The 22,298-nt window shown below is 41.6% G+C and carries 20 protein-coding genes; all 20 read left to right on the top strand.

Features of this window, described 5'->3' with window-relative positions; translation table 11 throughout:
• Window positions 1-184: 184 nt before the first annotated feature.
• The 20 genes from FD12_RS13370 (at window position 185) to FD12_RS01590 (ending at window position 22,273) form a co-directional block, all read left to right on the top strand.
• Window positions 185-457, top strand: a complete 273-nt coding sequence (locus FD12_RS13370) for an AbrB/MazE/SpoVT family DNA-binding domain-containing protein (RefSeq protein ID WP_082622127.1) — start codon at window positions 185-187, stop codon at window positions 455-457.
• Between the two features lie 3 nt (window positions 458-460).
• On the top strand, window positions 461-643 hold the full coding sequence (locus FD12_RS01680; protein WP_054748859.1) for a hypothetical protein: 183 nt from the start codon (window positions 461-463) through the stop codon (window positions 641-643).
• Window positions 644-1,010: 367 nt separating this feature from the next.
• On the top strand, window positions 1,011-2,363 hold the full coding sequence (locus FD12_RS01675; RefSeq protein ID WP_056981334.1) for an ATP-binding protein: 1,353 nt from the start codon (window positions 1,011-1,013) through the stop codon (window positions 2,361-2,363).
• Between the two features lie 215 nt (window positions 2,364-2,578).
• Complete coding sequence (locus tag FD12_RS01670) at window positions 2,579-2,884, top strand: hypothetical protein (protein WP_054748853.1); 306 nt, start codon at window positions 2,579-2,581, stop codon at window positions 2,882-2,884.
• A 210-nt stretch (window positions 2,885-3,094) separates the two neighbouring features.
• A complete protein-coding gene (locus tag FD12_RS01665; protein WP_054748851.1) occupies window positions 3,095-3,358 on the top strand; it encodes a type II toxin-antitoxin system RelB/DinJ family antitoxin in 264 nt (87 codons plus the stop codon).
• 189 nt (window positions 3,359-3,547) lie between these two features.
• On the top strand, window positions 3,548-4,384 hold the full coding sequence (locus FD12_RS01660; protein WP_056981332.1) for a C39 family peptidase: 837 nt from the start codon (window positions 3,548-3,550) through the stop codon (window positions 4,382-4,384).
• 25 nt (window positions 4,385-4,409) lie between these two features.
• Entirely contained in the window at window positions 4,410-5,462 is a 1,053-nt protein-coding gene (locus tag FD12_RS01655) for a DUF5776 domain-containing protein (RefSeq protein ID WP_056981329.1), read from the top strand.
• A 314-nt stretch (window positions 5,463-5,776) separates the two neighbouring features.
• Window positions 5,777-7,108 (top strand): AAA family ATPase, encoded by a 1,332-nt coding sequence (locus FD12_RS01650; protein WP_056981327.1) that lies wholly within the window; start codon window positions 5,777-5,779, stop codon window positions 7,106-7,108.
• Window positions 7,101-7,712: an RloB family protein gene (locus FD12_RS01645; RefSeq protein ID WP_054748845.1), complete on the top strand. Its 612-nt coding sequence runs from the start codon at window positions 7,101-7,103 to the stop codon at window positions 7,710-7,712. The genes FD12_RS01650 and FD12_RS01645 overlap by 8 nt, the downstream gene beginning before the upstream one ends.
• A 475-nt stretch (window positions 7,713-8,187) precedes the next feature.
• Window positions 8,188-9,123, top strand: coding sequence for a nucleoside hydrolase (locus FD12_RS01640; protein WP_056981325.1), 936 nt, complete (start codon window positions 8,188-8,190; stop codon window positions 9,121-9,123).
• Between the two features lie 18 nt (window positions 9,124-9,141).
• Window positions 9,142-10,551 (top strand): C4-dicarboxylate transporter DcuC, encoded by a 1,410-nt coding sequence (gene dcuC, locus FD12_RS01635; RefSeq protein WP_056981323.1) that lies wholly within the window; start codon window positions 9,142-9,144, stop codon window positions 10,549-10,551.
• Between the two features lie 81 nt (window positions 10,552-10,632).
• The gene (locus tag FD12_RS01630; RefSeq protein WP_146986017.1) at window positions 10,633-11,073 is read left to right on the top strand and encodes an N-acetyltransferase; all 441 of its coding nucleotides are present in this window, start codon (window positions 10,633-10,635) and stop codon (window positions 11,071-11,073) included.
• Between the two features lie 18 nt (window positions 11,074-11,091).
• Window positions 11,092-11,817: a winged helix-turn-helix domain-containing protein gene (locus tag FD12_RS01625; RefSeq protein ID WP_054748842.1), complete on the top strand. Its 726-nt coding sequence runs from the start codon at window positions 11,092-11,094 to the stop codon at window positions 11,815-11,817.
• Window positions 11,818-12,272: 455 nt separating this feature from the next.
• Window positions 12,273-12,875, top strand: coding sequence for a nucleotidyltransferase family protein (locus tag FD12_RS01620; protein WP_162258715.1), 603 nt, complete (start codon window positions 12,273-12,275; stop codon window positions 12,873-12,875).
• Between the two features lies 1 nt (window position 12,876).
• Window positions 12,877-13,593 (top strand): Panacea domain-containing protein, encoded by a 717-nt coding sequence (locus FD12_RS01615; RefSeq protein WP_056981321.1) that lies wholly within the window; start codon window positions 12,877-12,879, stop codon window positions 13,591-13,593.
• Between the two features lie 171 nt (window positions 13,594-13,764).
• Window positions 13,765-16,233: a DUF5776 domain-containing protein gene (locus tag FD12_RS13970; protein ID WP_162258714.1), complete on the top strand. Its 2,469-nt coding sequence runs from the start codon at window positions 13,765-13,767 to the stop codon at window positions 16,231-16,233.
• Between the two features lie 176 nt (window positions 16,234-16,409).
• A complete protein-coding gene (locus FD12_RS01605) occupies window positions 16,410-17,405 on the top strand; it encodes an ADP-ribosylglycohydrolase family protein (protein WP_056981317.1) in 996 nt (331 codons plus the stop codon).
• Window positions 17,406-17,537: 132 nt separating this feature from the next.
• A complete protein-coding gene (locus tag FD12_RS01600) occupies window positions 17,538-18,896 on the top strand; it encodes a purine-cytosine permease family protein (RefSeq protein WP_056981315.1) in 1,359 nt (452 codons plus the stop codon).
• A complete protein-coding gene (locus FD12_RS01595) occupies window positions 18,897-19,784 on the top strand; it encodes a PfkB family carbohydrate kinase (RefSeq protein ID WP_054748831.1) in 888 nt (295 codons plus the stop codon). It begins immediately after the preceding gene.
• A gap of 281 nt (window positions 19,785-20,065) precedes the next feature.
• Complete coding sequence (locus FD12_RS01590; protein WP_056981313.1) at window positions 20,066-22,273, top strand: MucBP domain-containing protein; 2,208 nt, start codon at window positions 20,066-20,068, stop codon at window positions 22,271-22,273.
• Window positions 22,274-22,298: the final 25 nt, after the last annotated feature.

The following is a 22,298-nucleotide window of genomic DNA, read 5'->3' as shown; positions in this document are numbered from 1 at the left end:
AAACCAACAGTTCTAACCTGCCGTTTTCCTACATTTTACGGGTGCCTTTTACAGTTGGTGCTTGTTGGGCAGAAAAATTCAACCATTAATGTCGGGTTGCTTTTTAGTTACTTAAAATCTGGTATCTGGTAAAATCTTACTGTAAGCAGTAATCAAGTCGTAACTAAGTGGAGGGGCCTTTGATATGACAAATAAAACAATGACCAGAAAGATCTCCGTTAAAGGTCAACTTGTTCTACCGTCAGAATTTCGTAAGCAACTCAATATTAATTCAGGTGACGAAGTCAGTGTTTCACTTAATGATAAAGACGAAATTGTGATTGCAAAAGTACCAACTAAATTGGACTGGCATAATTTGATTAAAGATGTGCCAACTGAAACGGTTGATGTTGATAAAGATGGTCATTACGATAAAACTAAAGCACCTAATTTCGCTAAATGGATGAAAGAAGGCTAGTAAATGTCACCGATGGATATCGATTTTAATCAGCGACTTAAGCCGATTAAGAAGGGCCACGTGTTGAAAGTTCGCGGTCATGATTATTCCCATGGCACGAATGTCCATCAGCACGGCGCCTTGAGATATCGGATTGCTGGCGGTTATGTGACTGGAAATTCGCGGTATGTGAAGGTTGTGCGGTAGTTTGTTTGCGTGAGCTGTTATTTGTTTGATTTTGAAAGAATAATATGAAAGTCTCTTAGTTGATGGATAGAATATCTGTTGGCTAGGGGATTTTTGTCGTCTCAAAGGGCACGGATTATGCAAAAATAGACAGGTTAAATTACGTGATCGGATTTGGATGACTGCCTTGGGATTGATTAAATAATTTATAAGGTAGATTGCGTATTTAATATGTATAGGGTGAGGCCCAGACAGGTCGATCTCCAGTGCTCAAAATGATTAGAAGTAATTCATAGATCAAAGACGTGAGCTACCTTGGTTACTAAATCGCTTGTTTCAGTACGATGAAGAAATAATTTGAGTTGGAGACCGAAAATTAACAAAGGAGTTGAGTCAAATTTTAAGTTCTAATGATCCTCAACCATTCCCATTAGAAAGCCAAACCATTGAGTACAAAGAAGTTTTCTCGACAAAAATAAAAAAGGAGATTGGAGCACTTTTAAATGGCCGAACATCAGCATATATCTATCTGGGGGTTAATGATCAGACTCGTAAAATCACTAAGCAATTGACAACTGAACAACGGCATACCTACGAGGAAACCATTAGCAACTGGATTAATGACTCCTATTACCCTTCCGCGGTTGGACTGGTTCAGATCCATTCGGAGAACACGCCTTTTAGCATTGAAATTCAACCAGGAATTAATCCGCCCTATTATACCGATCGCCGCGTATATGTTCGAAATAACTCATCCTCTGAACCGGCTTCAGCTGATACGATCCGCCACTTATCTTTGCGCAATCAGTTAGATGCCTATGATAAGGAACCCGCGACAAATCAGGATCTTCATTTTGATTATTTGAAATCCAAGTCTCAAGCTAATCATGAGCAGTTTGATCCAAAAAAGTTCAGCAATTTTTTGACTACCAAGAATCAGTACGCCAATACCGCCCTGTTAATGAGTGAGGAAAATCCTTTCGCCTTAAAGGTGGCTGCTTTTGATGGCACTACCACCAGAAAATTCCTTGATCGTAAAATCTTTACTGGTTCTATTATGGAACAAATTGACCAAACCATGGCTTACTTAAGTCTGAATAATCACATTCAATCGACTATTAACGGCAGCCAGCGCGAAGACCATTACGATTATCCGACTGACGCTTTACGAGAAGGTGTTACCAATGCCGTCGCCCACCGATCATATTTTGACCGTGGAGCCGTCCAAGTTGAACTTTACAGTGATCGTATTGAAATTCTGTCACCTGGACCCTTACCGAATGGTCTCACCGTTCCAGATATTCTTTCGGGTCGTTCGCAACCACGTAATTACAATGTTTTGAGTATTTTACTTCATTTTAACTACATGGAAAATTTTGGGACCGGTATCCGTCGAATCGAAGATAGCTACGCTGAATCAAAAGTTAAGCCTCTTGTCAAAGCTGGTGAGGGCTTTGTGAAGCTGGTTCTCCCAAATAACAACTACGTTGCCAGTTCAGCCAAAGCGGACCATAATGAGGTACCCAAACTTATTCCTGTGGGCGATGACCGTCAACAAATTATTAACTATTTAGAAAACAATCCTTTAGCAAGGCGTTCACAAGTTGAAAAATTGTTAGCTATTAAATCTAGCCAAGCTAACCGGTATCTACACACTTTAGTTCAAGACGACATTATTCGGAAAGTAGGCTCAGGCCGTAATACCCGATATGAACTGGTCCATAAAGGTTCTGATCACTAGTCTTAGTCTATCTGTTAACTAAGGAAACTTATTATTCTCAATTATTCTAATCACCGAAATAATTATATCTTCCCTATATCTGCCCGTTTTCTCCCCCTTTCTGCCCGTTTTCTCCCCCTTAACTACATGGAAAATTTTGGGACTGTATCCGTCGAATCGAAGATAGCTACACTGAATCAAAGGCTAAGCCACTTGTCAAAGCTGGTGAGAGTTTTGTGAAGCTGATATTACCTAATCAAAATTACACAGCTAAATCAATTTCAGATACAAAGCATAATCAAGAAGCAACGGACATCAGTTTGGGTGAAATTATTATCGTAGGTAATGAAGAAGGGGCCATCATCAAATATCTGAAAAATAAGACAACTATTAGTCGACCACAAGTAGAAAAGCTACTTAGTGTAAAAACTAGTCAAGCTCGGCGCTATCTAAAGTCTTTAATCCGAAAGCAACTAATTGAAAGTATTGGTTCAGGTCCTCAAACCCGTTATCAATTGGCTCATAGGATCTCAATTAAATAAAGCATATCTGTTCATTTATCTGTCCATTTATTGGGGAACAGATAAATACTTAATTTTACAGAATCCGTGATGGTATAGCGATGTTAAAGTATTTCTTGCCTAAGTATCTATCCATCTATCTGTTCATTTTTCAGCTCCAAAGGATCTTTAACTTCTCGATTGATTATAGTAATATGACTGTACGATAACGATTTAACGGAGGTGTTCACCATGGCAATAATCCAAATTACTCTATCAGATGAAGAGAAGCAGCAAGCTGATCAATTGTTTAAGCAATTAGGGATGACGACAAGTGATGCCATCAAGATATTCTTAAGTCAATCCATTCAAAACCAGGGGTTGCCATTCATCCCACATGTAAAAGATGACCCCCGTAACCGCAAAGCTGTTTATCCAGTTATTGGAAAAGATGGCCAACTAATTATTCCAGATGATACCTTGAAAGAACTCAAAGATTGGGTGGAGAATGGATAATCTGGGGTTGCATGAAATCTATTTATTAAAACAAAAAGTTAATTAGGTACAAATTAAAAAAAGGTGTTTCACCATGCTTGTTTTTGACTACCCCCCCTTTTCCAACCATCACATAGAAGTTCTCGATTATATAATTCCAGTAGTGTAAACTAATGAAGAACACTAGAGAGGAGATTGGGGCATTTAACGATGGGACATTTGAGAAAATTGCGATTAGCTGTTTTGACCGGCATCCTGGCAATTGGGTTACTCGGCGGCATTGACGCTCATGCCGATGCCGACCAATCCTATTTACCCGTGAGTGGGGAGCAGGGCGCCAATTATTATACGAAGATCAAGGCCACTAAGCACAACTATGGCGTTTATCAGTCTGGTGGCTGGCGGACGTCTGCGGATAATGTGCAGCCAATTGCCCACTCTGGCGATTACTCAAGGAAGCAGGTTCACGTGACCAAGCAGGAAACCGTTCAGCAGCAGACTGGGGTTAAATTTACATACAAGAAGTTCACTGGCTGGGTGCACCAAAATGCCACTGACAAAAGTTATCGCTGGTTAAATGTGCCGTTGATTGCCCAACGGCCGGAGTTGCCGACTGGCTGCGAAATTGTGGCTACAACGATGATGCTGAATTTTGCCGGTTCCAAGGTGACCAAGATGCAGCTGGCCAAGCAGACCCCGCGAAGCCGTGACCCGAACAAGGGATTTGTCGGCAGCCCGTACAGTCCAACCGGCTGGTATATTTATCCGAAGGGCTTACTGAAAGTGGTCAAGCGCCATGCTGGCAGTGCCAAGAATATGACCGGCGCAACGGTTGCTCAGATTAAAGCACAAATCAACTTAGGGCATCCGGTGGTCGTCTGGGTTTATAATGTGGATGGCTTTGTGAACCACGCCATCACGATTTCGGGGTATTCAAAGAACCGATTTTATTATAATGATCCATGGACCAAGAAGAAAACCAGCATGACGATTAAGCAGATGCAGTGGCACCGAGCCCGGGATGGGTACCGGGCGTTGAGTTATTAGGAAAGTTGAAGGGGAAGGTGACGGGATGCAGAAACGAAAATATCGGTTGATCGAATTGATCATTTTAGCAGCATTTGGAGTGTTTATTGGCGTTGGATTTGGCTCGTCGATTCACGCAAGTTCCAGCTATTATACAACGAATCCGGGAATTATTAAGACCAAGAAAGCAGTTGTTTATTATCGAGATGCGGCAAGAAAAGTGAAGGATCAAACGGTTGCTGCCAATCATTTTGCCAAAATTTCGAACGTTGTGACCACAGATGGCAAGGCGCCGGTTCTGGAAACAAATACGGGTCGATTTTTGACCGCAAGTAAGCAGTTTGTCGTCAAAACGACCGGCTACCAGAATCCTAAGCGGTATTATCAAGTTCAATATAATCAAATTAAGCCGTTCGGAAAAGTGGGTTATCCGGTTAAACGCGGCTTTGAAGGCATTAAGACTTGGTATATTATGCGCAAAATGGGGACTTTTTCTGGATACGACAAATATAATCAGGCAACTTACAATGCCGTTAAAAGATTCCAACGGCGTCACCATTTGAAAGTGTCTGGTAATGTGAATGAGCAAACTTGGCTGAAGATGGGCTTTTCAAAAAGGGCTTGGACTGGCATTGACCGGTATGTAGCACCGTTGAAGGCTCATGCTTGGGATGGTCGCTCAGCGCATATTGAAGCGATGATCCACCAGGCATATCGCTATCTGGGCAATCCTTATTTGGTGGGCTCCTCATCCAGTCCGAGGTACGGCACCGATTGTTCGGGCCTTGCCATTCAAGCGATGTATGCTGGCGGCATTAATCCACTGCCGGTCAGTTCAATTCACCACGCCTATCCAGGCAACGAGTGGAATTCCCGGAATCTCTGGGCTTCCAAAAAATTCAAGCACGTGGCTTATTCCCACCGGCAACGTGGCGATCTGGTATTTTATTATCAACCAGGCACCCATGTGATTTGGCACGTGGCCATTTATCTCGGCCACAACCGCGTGATCGAAAGCTGGCCACCAAAAATCATGATTCAGTCAATTAAGAATGGCCAGCGATCGGATGTGGCTGGAGTTGCGCGGGTGTTTGATTAGGAAAACACATCAGAAGTATTTAGCTGATGTTAAGATAATGACGACTTTCATGATTTAGATTGCAAAATGAGCGGGTGTGTAATTTGCAACTCGCCTTTTTTATTTTGGATTTTAACAGTTATTTGCGTGAAAGTACGTATTTAATATATATGGGACCAAGTGATAAATTATGGAAATCGTAATTTTTAAAAACGGAATTTAGGCTTTAACATAATTAATCACTCGAATCTTGAATATTAAAATGGCTTTAGAACGTTTTTTCGTTGTAATGTGGCTTTCAAAACGATATGATGTAATAAAAGGAGGGGATAATAATGTTAATTGATTTCGAACTCGAAAATTTTCGCTCCTATAAGGACCGGAAAGCACTCTCGATGGAATCAGGAGATCGATTGCGAAAGTGGAATCATGAAAACACATTAGTTGCCCCCAGTGGCCTAAGGCTCTTGAAATGCGTAGCAATGTTTGGCGCTAACGGCTCCGGGAAAAGCTCTATCATTAAGGGTATTTCTCTCATGCGAAGTATCATTATCAATCCAACTCATGACATCAGCGAAGATCTTCCCTTTTATCCGTTTAGACTTGATGATTCTTCAGCAGCCAGACCAACGGTATTTAAAATTACTTTTATAACGAATAATTTTCAATATGCATATGCCATTACGTATAACCAGAATGAAATTTTGAATGAGAATTTGAGTGCAGCGGATCTTCGCAAAAAGCATTTTGTAATGAAACATCTATTTGAACGAAATAAGGATACAAAAGGATTGCTTCCTGATGGGCAAGAGAACGTTGCTGCCAATACCAGAAAAAATTCACTGTTGCTCTATTCTCTCCAAGCTAATAATTATGCGCCCGCCATTGATGTATTTAATTGGTTTAAACAAAAATTGATCATTTTTTCAAATCAGCTGGATTTTAGTACTTTTGATGACGGCTTTATCGATAACCCAGTGGTTCAAACCGAGCTGAACCATTTTTTACGGGCCTCAGATATTAACATTCAAGGATTAGACCATGAAGAAATGGATATCTCACTGCCACAACCACTCGTCGATTTTTTACAATCTATGTCAGAAAAATCTGATACAAGTGATGACAACCGGGTAAATTCTAAAACCAAGGTTAGAAATCTATTTACCCTTCATAAGAAATACGACGAGAAGGGAAATGTGATTGGCACTCAGAGAATATCTTTAGGAAATGAATCAACCGGAACCCAGCGAATTGTCCTCATTGCGTTGGCTATTATTAAATCTCAATTATCTGATGGTAGTGACACTTTAATTTTTGATGAGTTCGAAGAAGGCCTTCATTATGAAATGGCAATGGCGTTAGTCAACCTGTTTAATTCTCCCCAAAACAACAATCAATTTATTCTGGCGACACATCAGCTTAAGTTACTAGATGCTCATTTGCGAGTGGACCAAATTTATTTCACCGAAAAGAATTATCATGGTGAAAGTGACTTATATTCGCTGTTTGATTACGGTGAGGCAGTGTCAAGACCCGATATTGACTTTTCTAAACGTTATATAAAAGGGCAATTTGGTAGTGTCCCAATTATCAATTTAGAGGATCTGAAAACAGCACTTGGAGCTCAACCAACCTTGACGAAGGATAAGGAAAAGAAACATGGGTAGAAAACGGCAGCCAAGATTTATCAAGAAGGAAAAGATTATATTTTGCGAGGGCGATACTGAGCGGCTATATTTCAATATGCTAAAAAGAAAATATAATGGCTCGACTGTCTCTGTTAAAGCAATCAACAAACATGGGCAAAAAGGAACCAAATTAATTTCTGAAGCTGTTAACTGGATTTTAGATCATAAGAAAAAGATTGATGGCGAAGTCTATGTCTGCTTTGATGATGATTCTCAGAAACAAGATGAATTGTTGAGCAGTTTGAAGTTGGCTAGAGAACATCAAATTCAGATTATTTATTCTAAAGTTTGCTTCGAAGTTTGGTTACTCTTGCATTTCCAACCGGCAACTTCACTTATGCCTTGGCTTGAAAAACAATGGTTATTTGATTCTTTGTCTAAAGAGTTGGCGGTTGATCATTACGAGAAACTGAAAGCGACAGATCTTACTGCTCATTATGAAGATAGAATTATTACTGCAGATACCAACTGTCAATTATTGACTAAAGATCAGGACCTTTCTTCGAAAGTGATTTTAGACCAAGTACCATATACAAATCTTAACTTAGCAATTACGAAGATATTTGAAATTGATTCATTTTGACTGAGTTAGGTTTTTAGTCAATGATGAATGAACCTAGGGCATAATCACAAAATGAATCTACAACCAAGGGTCTCCATGCCAACAGATGAACGATGTTATTTCGTCTGTTCGCGTGGAGGCTAATTTAATCAATTATTTATTTACATCCCACTCATCATCTTTGTCATCCAAATTATTCTGCTTTCCTTCTATGATTTGGATAAGAAATACCCAAAGATTATGCGGGATCTGGCAGCAAGACATGAATAAGATTGGCTGATGAAATGATTGTTGGTGTAATAAATGAAGGCTCCAACTATGAACGGTGATCGTTCATAGCTGGGGCCTTTGTCTATATGGCTGAAATTTGAATTATAAATGAGTTTAGAAATAAAATTCTTGATTTTTAAATACAACGTTGTATTATTTAATACAACGTTGTATAATACATTCTGAAAACGGTTACTAGAAAAACTTGTGTAAGGAGTTATTTAAAATGACAGAACAAGCAACAAAAAATCCTGTGATTATCAGTACTGATCCGGGGATTGACGATGCCGTTGCAATCGCAATTGCAACGTCTGATGAGGCATTGGACGTTAAGTTGATTAGTCCAATCTCTGGAAATGTCAGTCTTGAAAAAACGACGTTGAATACCCAGAAGTTGCTGACTTTTTTTCATAAACCAATCCGAATTGTTCCTGGAAGTCACAAACCATTGTTACGACCAGCAAAGGATGCCAGTGGGGTTCATGGTAAGACAGGGATGGATGGTTATCCATTTCCTGAAATTACGACCAAAGTGGATGACAGTGTCACGGCTGCGACTGCTATGCATGAAATTGTTTCAACAAGCGACCAGCCAGTGACTTTAATGGGAATTGGCCCGTTGACTGATATTGCATTATTTATCCATCAGTATCCAGATGATCTGGCGAATATTAAAGAAGTTGTTTTGATGGGTGGCAGTCTGGGCCGAGGAAACTTTGGTGTCCTTTCCGAATTTAATTTTGCAACGGATCCTGAAGCTGCCAAGATCGTCTTTACAAGCGGGTTGACAATTCGAGTCGCCCCAATGGAAATCGGTCGGCAGGCTAAAATCATGCCAACAACTTCCGAGAAGATTAAAACGCTGGGGAGAGTTGGCGATATGTTTTATAAGTTATTCTCCAAATATCGGGGCGGTAGCTTTAAGAAGGGCTTAAATATGTATGATGCATTGGCGGTTGCCCTTGTTTTGAAGCCAGAATTATTTGAGCAAGTCAAAACTCACGTCGAAATTGAAACGACGGGCCGTTATACAGCTGGTGCATCGCTAATTGATTTAAAGGGCTATTTGGATATGCCCGACAATGCAACCGTTGCGGTTAACGTCGACACTGACAAGTTTGAAAAATGGTTTGTTGAAGAAATCGGCAAGACAATGTCTTAAAATTAGGGGAGATTAACAATGAACACAATACTAGTAATTATTATCGGCTTAATTGCAGTGGGAATCCTGGTTTACATGTTATTGAAAAAGAACGACATCAAAATGACACTACTGTCACTAGGATTAATCCTAATGTACGTTGCCATCATTATGGGTAAGAAAATTGCCGTGACGATGACGACAGGTGCCACGGCATTTGATCCATTCCAAGCAATTGTGGATCAATTCTCTAACACGTTAGTTGGCCCAGGATTTGTTATTTTGATCCTTGGTGGCTATAGCGCATACATGAGTCATATTGGCGCTAATCAAGTGACTGTTCATGCACTTACGAAACCAATTTCCAAAATCAAATCTGTCTACTTTTTAATCCCAATTGTTTTCTTGATTGGTAACTTGCTATCATTGGTGATTCCAAGTGCTTCCAATTTAGCTATTATTTTATTAGCAACCTTGTACCCAGTTCTAAGGACGGCAGGGATGTCTCGGTTGAGTGCTGCTGCTATTATTGGGACTTCAGCAACGATTATTCCGACGCCACTTGGTTCTGATAACGTCGCCATTGCGGCTCAGTTACACATGCCAGTTACCGATTACGTATTCCAACACCATGCAATTGTTTCAATTCCAACGATTTTAGCGATTGCCGTTATTCACTATTTCTGGCAGAAGCATGAAGATAAGCGATCACCAGAAACGTTGAGTTATGATGCCGAACTTGCGCAAAATACTGATGCAAGCGAAAAGGATGATACACCAGAAGTTAATTACACTGGTTTTAAAGGCTTCGTTTATGGATTATTACCACTGTTACCAATTGTCTTGTTATTAATTGTCTTTTTCATGAACATTGTCGCCGGCACCAAGTTGAATCTCAGTGTTCAAGTTGTCAGTATTATCAGTTTTGTGGTTGCGGTAGTCGTTGAATTACTCTACAAGAGCAACTTTACCGGTGTATTGAAAGAAACCAGCCATTTCTTCAACGGAATGGGAAATGTCATGAGCATTGTGGCCTTACTGGTATCAGCTCAGGTGTTCGTGCAGGGTTTAACCTCAATCGGCATCATTGATTTGGTCCAAAATTCAATGAAGAATATGAGCGGTTCAGGCATTATTTTACCAGTCATCATGGTTGTCTTCACCGCAGTGATTGTGTTGCTCAGTGGGAGTGGAACGGCATTGCTCTTTGCGATGATTCCATTGATTATTCCTTTGTCAAAAGCAGCTGGTATTGATCCCGTTGCTCTTTCGGTCCCAATGCAATTGGCTGGTAACTTGTTACGTGCAGTCTCACCCGTTGCGGCAGTCGTCTTGATTGTTGCCGGAACAACCAAAGTATCCCCGGTTCAGATTGTTAAACGGACGTCCGTTCCAATGGTGTTTGGCGTGTTAATGATGTTAGTCATGTCACTCATGATTTTCCAATAAAATAAGGTGATCAACATTAATTCAATTCAAGTTCCAACAATAACCCGCAGGCTGGCGACCTTAAATGATGTTAAAGATATTTTGACACTGATCGTTGACGCTAAGGAGCAGATGGCGCGAAATGGTGTTCAACAGTGGAATGATGCGTATCCAAATGAAGCAGTTGTTTCGGCAGATATCTATCATAAGTCGCTATGGTTATACGGATCAGCGAATAATGCATGTGTTACAATAGTGAGGCATGGTAGCCAGTTTTTCGTCAAGCGATTGATGGTTGGCTCTGAACAAGCTGGTCATGGGATTGCGAGTCAAATGATTGATGATGTGGTGAGTCAAAGCATTTCGTCAAATGCTGATGGGGTTCGAATTCTAACGAACCATACCAATCAGCCAATGATTAATCTGGTCAGGAAGAAACATTTTTCTCAAATCAATCAATTGGTGATGCCTGACCGGCCACAATTTGGAAACTTTATTGATTTTCAAAAGGATGTTCAGTCAATGAAAGCCAGCACAAATTAAAATAAGGATGTTAAAATGATGCATCATTCCCCAAAGTACGTACAAGTTTATAATCAGATCTTAAAAATGATCAAACAAATGCAATTTCCGCCTGGGTCAAAGTTACCATCAGAAGAAGTTTTGGCTGATGAGTTTGATATCAGTCGCGTAACGTTGCGGACCGCTTTGTCTCTATTGAAAGAAGACGGGGTTGTTCAGAGTATCCATGGTCAGGGTCATTTTGTGACGCAAAGTGACGGTAACGGGTATCAGGGAATTGAAGTGTTAGAGAGCCCGGTTCTTAAAAGCTTAAACACTGAAATTACTGGTCGGGAAGTTTATTATCATGAGAACAAGTCCAGTGAATTCACTGATAACTTGTTTGGGGTTCATAATTTGCCATATCTAACCTTGAATATTTGGTATCAAAATAATCATCGGAATATTGCGAATAACTTGTCGATTGTGTTGCCTGAAATCATTGAAGAATTTGACGTTGATTTGACGGATGAGACGCAGTTTGTTCAGTTTTTGGAAAAGGATATTTACCAAAAAGTGGTGAATTCAGCCCTTACCATTACTGTATCAGATCGGCCATTAACAACGTTTAAGCGAAAGTTCCCAAAGAGCCCATTGTTAATTTTGATGACTGAAGATTTGTTTGGGGTCAATGGCTCCCAAATCGCCCAAAACAAATACTATATTCCCTCATCAATGTTTAGAACTAAGCTCATGAGATATCCCAGTGAGCAAGGGAGAAATTAGTGAAATATCTTTGAAAGTTGAAGCACTCCATTTGGGGGTGCTTTTTTGCGGAATTTGGTTACTAGATTGGTTAAAAATTTTTTGATGATAGGGTGCTGTTTTGGGTCAGTAGTAAAAGACGTGACATTCAAAATACAAGCTTTGAAGAAGTCAACACATCTTTTGAGAAGGAAAATACCCAATTCCGCAAGATGGAACAAAAATTGAATGAGTCAAGGTAAGTGTCCTTGTTTGGTATATCGAAACCACTGTGACGGTAATGGCTTTGACGCTGACGGGGTTGCATTATTGGTTTTAGAACCGTTTTCTTGATTTGTGGTCTAAGAAATAGAACTGATCTCAATCAAAATAAGTATCGAAAAAGTAATTATAAGTCTAATCGAGGAGTTGGAACGTACGTTCGAATATGGTAAAATATTAATTATTAAATAAATGGACTATGTGGTATGTTAAATGTGAATATTGAAGAATTCTTGAAGAACGAAATTTGTGATTGTTATAATCAGTATGTAAGATTCACTGAAAATTTTTACGATCATCTGGATGAAGCTGACCAGAACATTAATCTACGAAAATATAAAATTGATGATGCCCTTGAAAACCGTCATTTTATGAATGATATTTTGCCTAGCTATTTATCCGCGCTGAATCGTCGAGTTGGCAGTAGTGATCCATTATGGAAGAAACTACAATATGACTGGTTTCAGTTCAGAGTTAAATCACTAGACACATTAATTAAAAAGATGCATCATGATAACCAGGGAGACTTTTATGTCGCAAAGATCATTAATGATTTGTTTGGTGAGCGTTTGATTATATCAGGTGTAAATAAACAGTTAAATGAGATTGAAAATTTGTTAACAATTCTGAAGGAAGCCCAAGTAATACACAGGTTTTACTTCAGAGTGGACGGTAAATACCAAGCGTTTCACTGTTATATTCAAGATAGTCGGAATCATTTGCCTTGGGAAATTCAAATATGGGATTCTGAATGGTCAAAGAACAATTATAAAGAACATCTAAGACATGAAAAAGAACGAAATGTAAGGAGGGGATGACATGTTTACGCATTTTATTGCTTTATCCAAACTTTCTGACAGAGAAATTGCATATCATTTTTCAAGTGACACCACAGATGAAATTATCAGCGTACGTGATAAATTTATGGATAGGTCAGTAAGTATCTCGGACGCCGCTTATAGTATTCATGCACTAAAAACGGATTCCCCTTCTTTTGAGTCCGTAAAAAAAATGGATCCTTATTTTACTGACGTCAAGCCATTTAACTCAGTTGATGGCTTTCTTGATCAGGTTCGAGAATTATCACAACTCAATTCTATTGACGTAGCTTCTTATTTAATTCGGCATTATGAGATTCGTCCCTTTTCGCTCCAGAAAACATTGTATTATATTTATGCTGATCAATTAGTTGATGGGGACAAGCGGTTGTTTATTTCAAACTTTGTCGCTTTTGATCAAGGACCGGTGGATCAAGAGGTATATCGATACAACAAGCATGATCACGATAGTTTGTTAAGACAACATGAGCTTGAAAAAAAGCTGATTATTTCCGGAAAAGTCGACAAAATTGAAGCAATAATTGATTCTGGCGTTCATAAGTACAACCAATATTTCGATTCTTTATGGGGAGATCCGGAGGATAATCCAACTCATCGCCAGGGCTCACCATGGTCGATTGCTCGCGATCACGGTGGTCAAAATGCGCCAATCCTGGACAAATATATCTTAAAAGCTCATCATGTTGAACAAATCTAAAAAATGAAAAGCTATTCATACCGCAGTTGGAACTTTAATTTCAACTGTTTTTTTGATGCTGAAATGTGTGGGAAAAATTCCTATTTCCAGGCATTACATTATAGATTTGATAAATATTGTATTATAATATAGGTAGAAAATATAGGCATTCACGACCAGAAGGAGTTGGTTATGATGAAAAGACCCGTTGAATTTAATCAAAAGTCCCAAATAGTTAGGTGGCTAACGATATTCTTAGTCACAATTTTTGCTATGGTTACGGTGTCAGTATTAAATGGCGGTCATGGCGCTCAAGCAGCCGATAATGAAGTTAAAGCGACCAACACCTTTAACATTCCAAAGCGGCCAGACTTACAGTTTACCTATGTTCATCGCCCCTTCAATAAATTATCGGGAGCTGGGTTGTGGGAAGGATCAGACTATGCTGCTCAGATTTCTGCTGATGAGGCCGGCAAAATTGATTACTGGATGCCAGATTATGGGTTGCAACTATTTATCTATCACGGTAATTTTGCTGACAAGTATAAAGATATTAATGAGTTCAGGGCAAAGCTCACTAAAAATGACATGAAAACCATCAAAGTGATTCATAATACAGATGATTTGCAAGTCAAAGACGGGAAGCCAACACTGTACTATCAGGCGATGATGGGGCTATACACCTTAGAAGGGTTGCAATACGCTACGAACTTAGAAACCATCATCATGGTTCCCAGCTCGAAATTAAGTGCGACCCTGTGGGGGCAGGGTTTGAAGGATATCCATGGAAACTTGTGGGATATAAGTGCGTTGAAAAATCTGAATAACTTAAAAACTGTTCGACTATTTTCCCTCTCAGTTACAGATGTTTCAGCGCTTGCTAACAAGCCTAAACTAACCGAACTCAATTTAATGTTTAACCAAATTGCCGATTTATCACCATTAGAAACAAATCGGGGTAATCCAGGGTTAGACTTAAGCACTGGATTCAGTTACCAACATATCTTGTTAACACCAGTTACGTTAAACAAAAATCTCAAACAGTATACGACGCCATCCTTTATCATCAAAGATTTGGCAGCCGATAACTTGCCGGTACGGCCATTTGATCCGATTAATGAATTTAATGATTATCCGTCACTTTACCCAAGCACCGCTGATAGTGCTAACGTGGATACAACAACACTGACCTGGACCAATTTTTTACCAGATCAAGGACAAGCATATGGATCCCTGTCGAGCCACTGGAAAGATCCTAATTCCGATTTTGAGGGTTGGATCATGGTGCCATACACGTTAAAAGACGGGGTTGGGAACGTTTCAGTTAATTACCAATTATTGAAGAGTAACGGCGAATTGATCACGTTAGGGCCTGGTGATATGCTATCGGGGGATGTTGGTAGTTCCTTTAATGTCTTAACAGATGAGGTACCTGAGAAGTCGATTGCGAGAATCGAAGCGAATGGTTACGAACAGGATAAGATCATTGGTGGTAGTGGTAAATATTCTGACTATATTGAGCACAATGGGATGGCCAATGTGGTTGATGCGGAAGGGAAATTCACCAATGACCCACAACAATTAACAGTTCTTTTCTCACCACGAACGGTTCACATTCCAGTTAATTATGTTGACAGTGATGGTAAACCCGTTGCGAATATAAATGATGGGAACCTTAACGGAAAAGTTGACATGAAGATTTCTGCTACTGACATTGCTGCTCTTAAAAAAACGATTAATGGATACACGTTTAGTTATTTTGAAGGAATGGATGGAAAAAAGATTGATGATCTGACTACTTTAACATATGGAGATCTGGAAACTGGTTTGAAGGTTGTTTACACTAAGAGTAATTCGCCAACCCCGGAAACTAAGCCAGATACCAACGCAAACCCTGGTGCCGAAACCACCAAACCCGACTCTGGTTCTTCAACGACCGAGAATCAAAGTGATAGCGCGACCGGTGGCAAGACGTCCAAGAAGGGTGAAGCGGTATACGCTTTAAAGAAGATCTATCTATACAAGAACAAGGACTTCAAGAAGTCTGAACGGATTGCCAGTTACGCTCAAAAGCCAAGAATTAATCGGCCGATGTTTGTGGTGACGGATTATGCCAAATCTCAAGCAGGCGCAACCCGATACAAAGTTCGCGATGTGAACCATCATAGCAAGACAGCCGGGATGATTGGGTATATCACGGCTAACTGGAAATATGTTCGTCCGGTTTATTATCACAGTTTGCACCAAACCATCACTGTGATTAATCCAAATGGGGTGAACGAATACCAGAACAAGAACTTGACGGGTAAGGTTAAAAACTTCAAGCAGGGCACGCAGTTGAAGGTGAAAGGATTTGTAACCCACAATTTGACCACCCGTTATCAATTAAACAACGGAAACTATGTGACCGCAAACCGGAAACTGGTGATTTCTGGTAAATTGGAACAGCCCACTAAGATCAAGGCTAAGAAGACAATTTATCGTTATAGCAATGCCAACTTTGGTAAACGGATTAGCAAAGTTAAGAAAGGCACCGTGCTGAAAGTCAAAAAATGGACTTACTCAAAACCATATTCATTGACCAGCTTTGGTACAAAACGGTATCAAGTGGCCGGTGGTTATGTGACTGGGAATCCAGCATACGTCAAGATCATCAAGTAGTTCAGCAAAACAAGTCTCACTCACAACGCCTATTCGGCTATTGAGCGAGACTTTTTCTATTCAGTCATAAAATTATCCATCCAAATTCAAGACATTTGAGTCAATTCATTGTATGATACCGATATAAGTACAATCTACTTTTATTTCATTCTGACATTTAGAAAGAGGCGATGCACTTGCGTAGTAAAGACAAAATTCTTGGCGTGCTGTATGGACAAGCGATTGGTGATGCGATGGGGATGCCGTCAGAATTGTGGCCAGTTGAAAAAATTCGGCAGCAGTTTCACGGCCAGATCACCACGTTTCTCGATGGGCCACAAAACAATGATATTGCGCTGAACTTCACCAAGGGGCAGTACACCGATGACACCAATCAAGCGTTAGCAATTTTAGATGGGCTCATTGAAAATCATTGGCAACCCGACTCTCAGATCCTCGTGAAGCACATCTTGGCGTGGGCGGAGTCTGTGGGTGCTTGGGAAAACAATATCCTTGGCCCCAGTAGTAAGGCGGCGTTAACCGCAATCAGAGCTGGTAAAGACCCGCGGCCGGTCACCGATCAAGCTTTAACCAACGGAGCTGGGATGCGAATTGCCCCGATTGGCGGGTTGTTTGAACCTGCCGATCTTAAACGGCTGGTGCAACTAGTTTTTGATGTCACCAAGATTACCCATTCCAGCGATGTCGCAATCAGTGGGGCATCCATGATTGCCGGAGCGGTGACCGCGGCGATGGCTTATCAGGATTGGGATGACATCATTGATTTTGCGTTAGCCGCGAATGATGAAGGGCTGAAGTTGGGAGCACCGACTTGGGCCGCCAAGACTCACGATCGTCTACTATTAGGAATTTATATTGCTCAAAAATATGAAGGAGACGATGAAAAATTCAGTCAGCGGATCTATGACGTGATTGGAACTGGAACGATGATTTCTGAAAGCATTCCAGCGGCCGTTTCCATTGCATACTATTGTCGCAGCGTTCGAAAATGTGCGTTGATGTGTGCCAATCTCGGTGGTGATACCGATACGATTGGTGCGATGGCAACTGCGATTTGTGGTGCTAAAGAAGGTGCCAACTCAATCCCAAGTGACTGGATGGAATTGATTGACGCGAAGAATCCGCAACACGATCTCAACAAGTATGCAGATGAAATGATGAAATTTAATTAATTTGGGTTAGTTCTTCTAAGTAGAAACTTGGATCTACTGACTTGTTAGGACAGCTGCGTAAAGCAGGAGTCTGCACGTAAGCACCTTCGACTCCTAAGCGCTTTACTCCGCTCACTTTTTGAGGTGAAAATTATGGACGATAACATTATTAAGATACCGGAATCACAGAAAACATTAACGGCCGGCAAACTTTTCTACAACTGGTTTGCCGCCAACATTGGGATCATGGGCTTTGTCTTTGGTGCCATGATCGTTAGCTATCATTTATCATTTATTCAGGCAATGATTGCCTCGCTTGTTGGGGCGTTATCCTTCACAATTCCTGGCTGGGTGGCCATGATCGGCCAAAAGGAAGGCGTGACCACTTTCAAATTGAGCCGAGCTGCTTATGGAACGCACGGCAATAAGATTCCCAACGCGATTGCTTGGTTAAATATGGTTGGCTGGCTAGCAGTTAACGTCATTACGGGTACCCTGCTGCTCGTGTCACTGTTCAAAGTGATTAATGTGACAAAATCGGCAGTAACAACAGCGATCGCCTTGGCAGTGTTCGGCGGGCTGGTTGTCCTTTCGGGCCTTCTGAAAGAAGATACACTGGCAAAAATTCAGACTTGGTTAAGTTGGATCTTTGGGATCTTAACCGTGTTGATTCTGGTTTTATTCCTTGTTAAAGCAAAGTGGCATGAGGCGTTTAGCTTGCCAGCCGGTAGTTGGGTAACTGGCGTTTTGCCCGCTGTGAGTATTGTTGCGGCAGGTTCGGGGATTTCCTGGTCAATGGCAGCCGCCGATTGGGGCGCATACGTGACCGCCAAGACTCGGCCGTCAGCCACTTTTTGGAATACAACAATGGGTGGCGCGGTGCCGCTATTTGTTTTGATGGCCGGCGGCGTCCTGTTGAGCACGATTGAGCCCTCACTGGCAACGACCGGTGATCCATTTGGCGTGATGTATTCAGCACTGCCAACCTGGATTGGACCGATCTACTTCTTGGTTGCTGCAGGTGGTTTAATTCCGCAATGTATTATTTCGTTTCGGTCAGCTCGAATTAATCTGGCCACAATCGGCATTAACGTGACCCAACGAACATCATTGATTATCCATGGTTTAATTGTCATCGCAATTCCAATTTATGTGCTCTTTATTTCCGGTAATTTTTTGAGTAACTTTGAACTTTTCCTGAACTTCTTAGGCATCTGTCTAGCAAGTTGGGTAGCCATTTTCCTTTGTGATAGCGTGATGTTTCGTTCTGCCGGCTATGATGTCAGCTTGTTGGAAAATGATTCCAAGACTCACTATAACTGGCGCGGAATCATTTCCTGGGTGATTGCCACGGTCACCGGTTTCTTGTTTACCAACAACGCCATCTGGAACGGCCCGTTTGCGCATGGAATCTTTAAAAATAATAGTTTAGGTGTATTTGTTTCTGCCGTGATCGCCATTGTCTGCATGCTGTTGTGGAAAGTGGCGGTTCCAAATAAGAAGGTGGCTTAAATGACCCGATCGTTGATTATTGGTGCGGCTTTTGTAGATGTCTTAATGGACGTTCCCAAGCTGCCGACTACCGGCGAAGACGTGAGTGGGAAGTTCCGGGGAAATATTGTCGGCGGCTCGGCATTTAATGTCTATGGGGCGGTTAAATATGCTGGTCAGCCGGCTGATTTGTTTGTGCCAGTCGGTGAAGGCCAGTATGCTGATGTGGTCCGCATGGAAATGGCCCGCCGAAAGATCCCCGTTCAATTAAGCGTGAGTGGGGCCGATAATGGCTGGGATATTTCGTTTGTTGAACCAAATGGTGAACGGAGTTTCTTGACGGTTAACGGAATTGAACAACTTTGGCAGGATGCCTGGTTCCAGCAGATCAACATTGCCGATTACGATTATTTCTACATGAGCGGCTATGAAATGGAAACCGAGCAGGCAGCTGACGTCATCCTGCGCGCATTGGCAAACCGGAAACCGGAAACGTTAGTGGTTTTCGATGCGTCACCGAGAATTCAATATATTCCCCAAGCAACGATTAAACGATTGTTGTCACCTGGCGTATTGATTCACTGTAATGAGGACGAAATTAATGCGATCATTCCAGGCGAGTCCTCATTAGAAGTTAAGTGCCACCAAATTTTCTCCAAGACCCAGGCGTCGGTTGTTGTGACTTTAGGTGAACGGGGCGCGTATTTCTTTGCCGGAGATGATTCTGGAACCGTCGCCCCAATTCGGTCAAAAGTGGTCAATACCCTTGGTGCAGGGGATACGTTCTGCGGTGGCCTGATTGCCGGCCTGGCCCAGGGATTGTCGGTCAGATCAGCGGTTACCAAAGCAAATGAGCTGGCAGCGCTGGTTGTTGAGCAGGAAAGCGGTACGTTGCTGGACAGACTGTAGCCAATTTACAACCGGGTTCACAAACGGACTCGTTTTCATCATGATCTGAATTCTTTGAACGGCCTTCATTGAGGACCGTTTTTTAAGTTTGCTCCCGAAATTTTCTCATTGTAAGAAGGGTTCTCATAATCGGCTGTGAAATACATAACAAAAGAGGACTTTGGTTCAAATGCCCCGTGAACAGATGTTATGCTTAAAGTGGTATCAGGGAAAGGGTACCATAAAAAAACCTGAATTTACGATTCGTTGTATTCATGTCAAGCACACTGGAGGGATTTACCATGAATACGCTAATGAAAGAACGCACAAGGAGGGCATTACGCGTCATTAAAATTCTATTGATGACGATTGCAGCACTGGTGATGGCATTCTCGTTTAGTTCATTGGGAAGCCAGCCACCGGTTCAGGCCGCGACCACTACTTATATGGATGATAATGGTAATTGGAAAGGTGGAACCGCCACTGACCACGATACTTGGCTGAAGGATCAAGTTAATTCAAATTGGATCAGTGCCGACTTTGCAAGCCAGGTTCCAGCGGACGCGAAGGGAACCGACCAAACAACTGGCAAGCCTTATATTGATGAATGGCTGCCAGATAAGAATTTGCAAAAGTTGGTTGTTCATGATTTAGGTTTATCGTCTGTGAGCGACATTACCAAGGATAATTTGAATCAAAAAATGGGGGCTTACTTCTATCTTGATTCGGACCTGCAACATTACAACCGTACGTACTACAACCAAGTGTGTAATACCAAGTCACTAGAGGGGCTCCAATACGCAACCCAGCTTACTGATTTAGAGTTCACGCCGGATCAGGACGCTAGTCTAGGTACTTGGGGTGTTTGGCCTCACGGCAGGCTGTCTGATATCAGCGCACTGAAGCAGCTAACTGAGTTGACGCATTTAAATATCCAGCTTGATGACGTTTATGATATCAGTCCAATAGCTGGTAAAAAGTTGGATTCGACGACTTCAATGAGTTACAACCATATCATTGATGCTTCACCGCTGGAATCTTCCAAGGATACGTTGGGCACTTATTTTACCTTTGCTTTCCAGTCGTATAAATTACCGACAATTACGTTGAATTCAAAGGTTACCAGTTACACGACACCATCGTTTGTGATCAAGAACGTTGAAGGGGCTAACGTTCCAGTGAAACCTTATTATGCCACTGGTGATCCGAACCCCAACTTTAACAACCATGCCAAGGCGTATAAGAGTACCGCTGATGGCGGCCCCTATAGTGATCCGGCCAAGCCCACGGTGACTTGGACCAATTTAACTCAAAATAATACGATTAATCACGGTTACATGACAGTTACTTGGGAAGATCCGTTATTCGGAAACCCAAGTTACACGTATCAGGGATGGGTCATTCAACCTTATCAAATTTCCGATACGGTCGGGAACGTTAATGTGAACTTTAAGAACGCGGATAATGGCCAGTACATCTATGGTCAGCAGACCTTATCTGGCAATCTGGGCGACAAGTGGAATCTGTCACTTGCAGGAGACAATTCATTTAAGCTCGCAGATACCAGTTCGACTCAAAACCAGAACATTCAAAGTATTATTGACATTCTAAAAGAGCAGAACGATTTTAATACGATTTCTGTTAGTAGCCCAACCGTTGGCGAATATCAAGATACGACCCCGGTGCCGACGGTTACCTACACCTTTAGCAAAAAAGCCGTGCCAGTGGTCGCCGAACCCGTGACGGTCAAATATGTTGATGAGGACGGGGAAAGAATCGCCGCTGACCAGGTGATTAACGGGAACGTTGGCGATGAATACGATACAACGACTGCTGCTTATCGACCAGAATATATGACTCAGGCCGGTCAGCTATATCAATTAGATAAGACCAAGTTACCAGATAATGCCAAAGGGACTTTGGGGACAACCGCAATTACCGTTGCCTATACCTACCAAAAGGTGCCAACGGTTGCTGACAACTCATCAGTCATCGTTAATTATATCGATGAAGCAACCAACGGGATCCTGAAAAGTCAAACACTCCATGGCAAGATTGGTGATCGTTATCAGGCGGATGGCAAATATCGATTGGATTCGATCACCGCAAATGGATATACCTATGATTTGAATACCAATCGGTTACCAGAAAATGTTACTGGTAATTTTACTGAGAACACCCAGTTTGTAAATTACTATTATAGGAAGCGGGAAACACCAGTAACGCCAATCCCGCCAACGCCGCCGACGCCAAATCCAGAGCCAACCCCACAGCCAACACCGGAACCAACTCCGATGCCAGAACCCGATGAAGAAATTACCACGACAGAACCAAGTACAGTTGCCAAAAAGGGTGAGGCGGCCTCGGCTTTGAAGAAAATTTATCTTTACAAAAATGCCACTTTCAAGAAGTCTGAACGATTGGCCGGTTACGTTATGAAGCCACGGGTTTACCGACCGATGTTTGTCGTCACAGGTTATAAGAAGCTGTCCAAGATCTATGATTTTTGATATACTTCTATGTAAAAAGCGAGTT

This window comes from Lentilactobacillus rapi DSM 19907 = JCM 15042 (genome assembly GCF_001436255.1).
Lineage (GTDB): Bacteria > Bacillota > Bacilli > Lactobacillales > Lactobacillaceae > Lentilactobacillus > Lentilactobacillus rapi.
The sequence above is the reverse complement of the archived record's forward strand: the minus strand, read 5'-3'. Positions and strand labels throughout refer to the sequence as shown.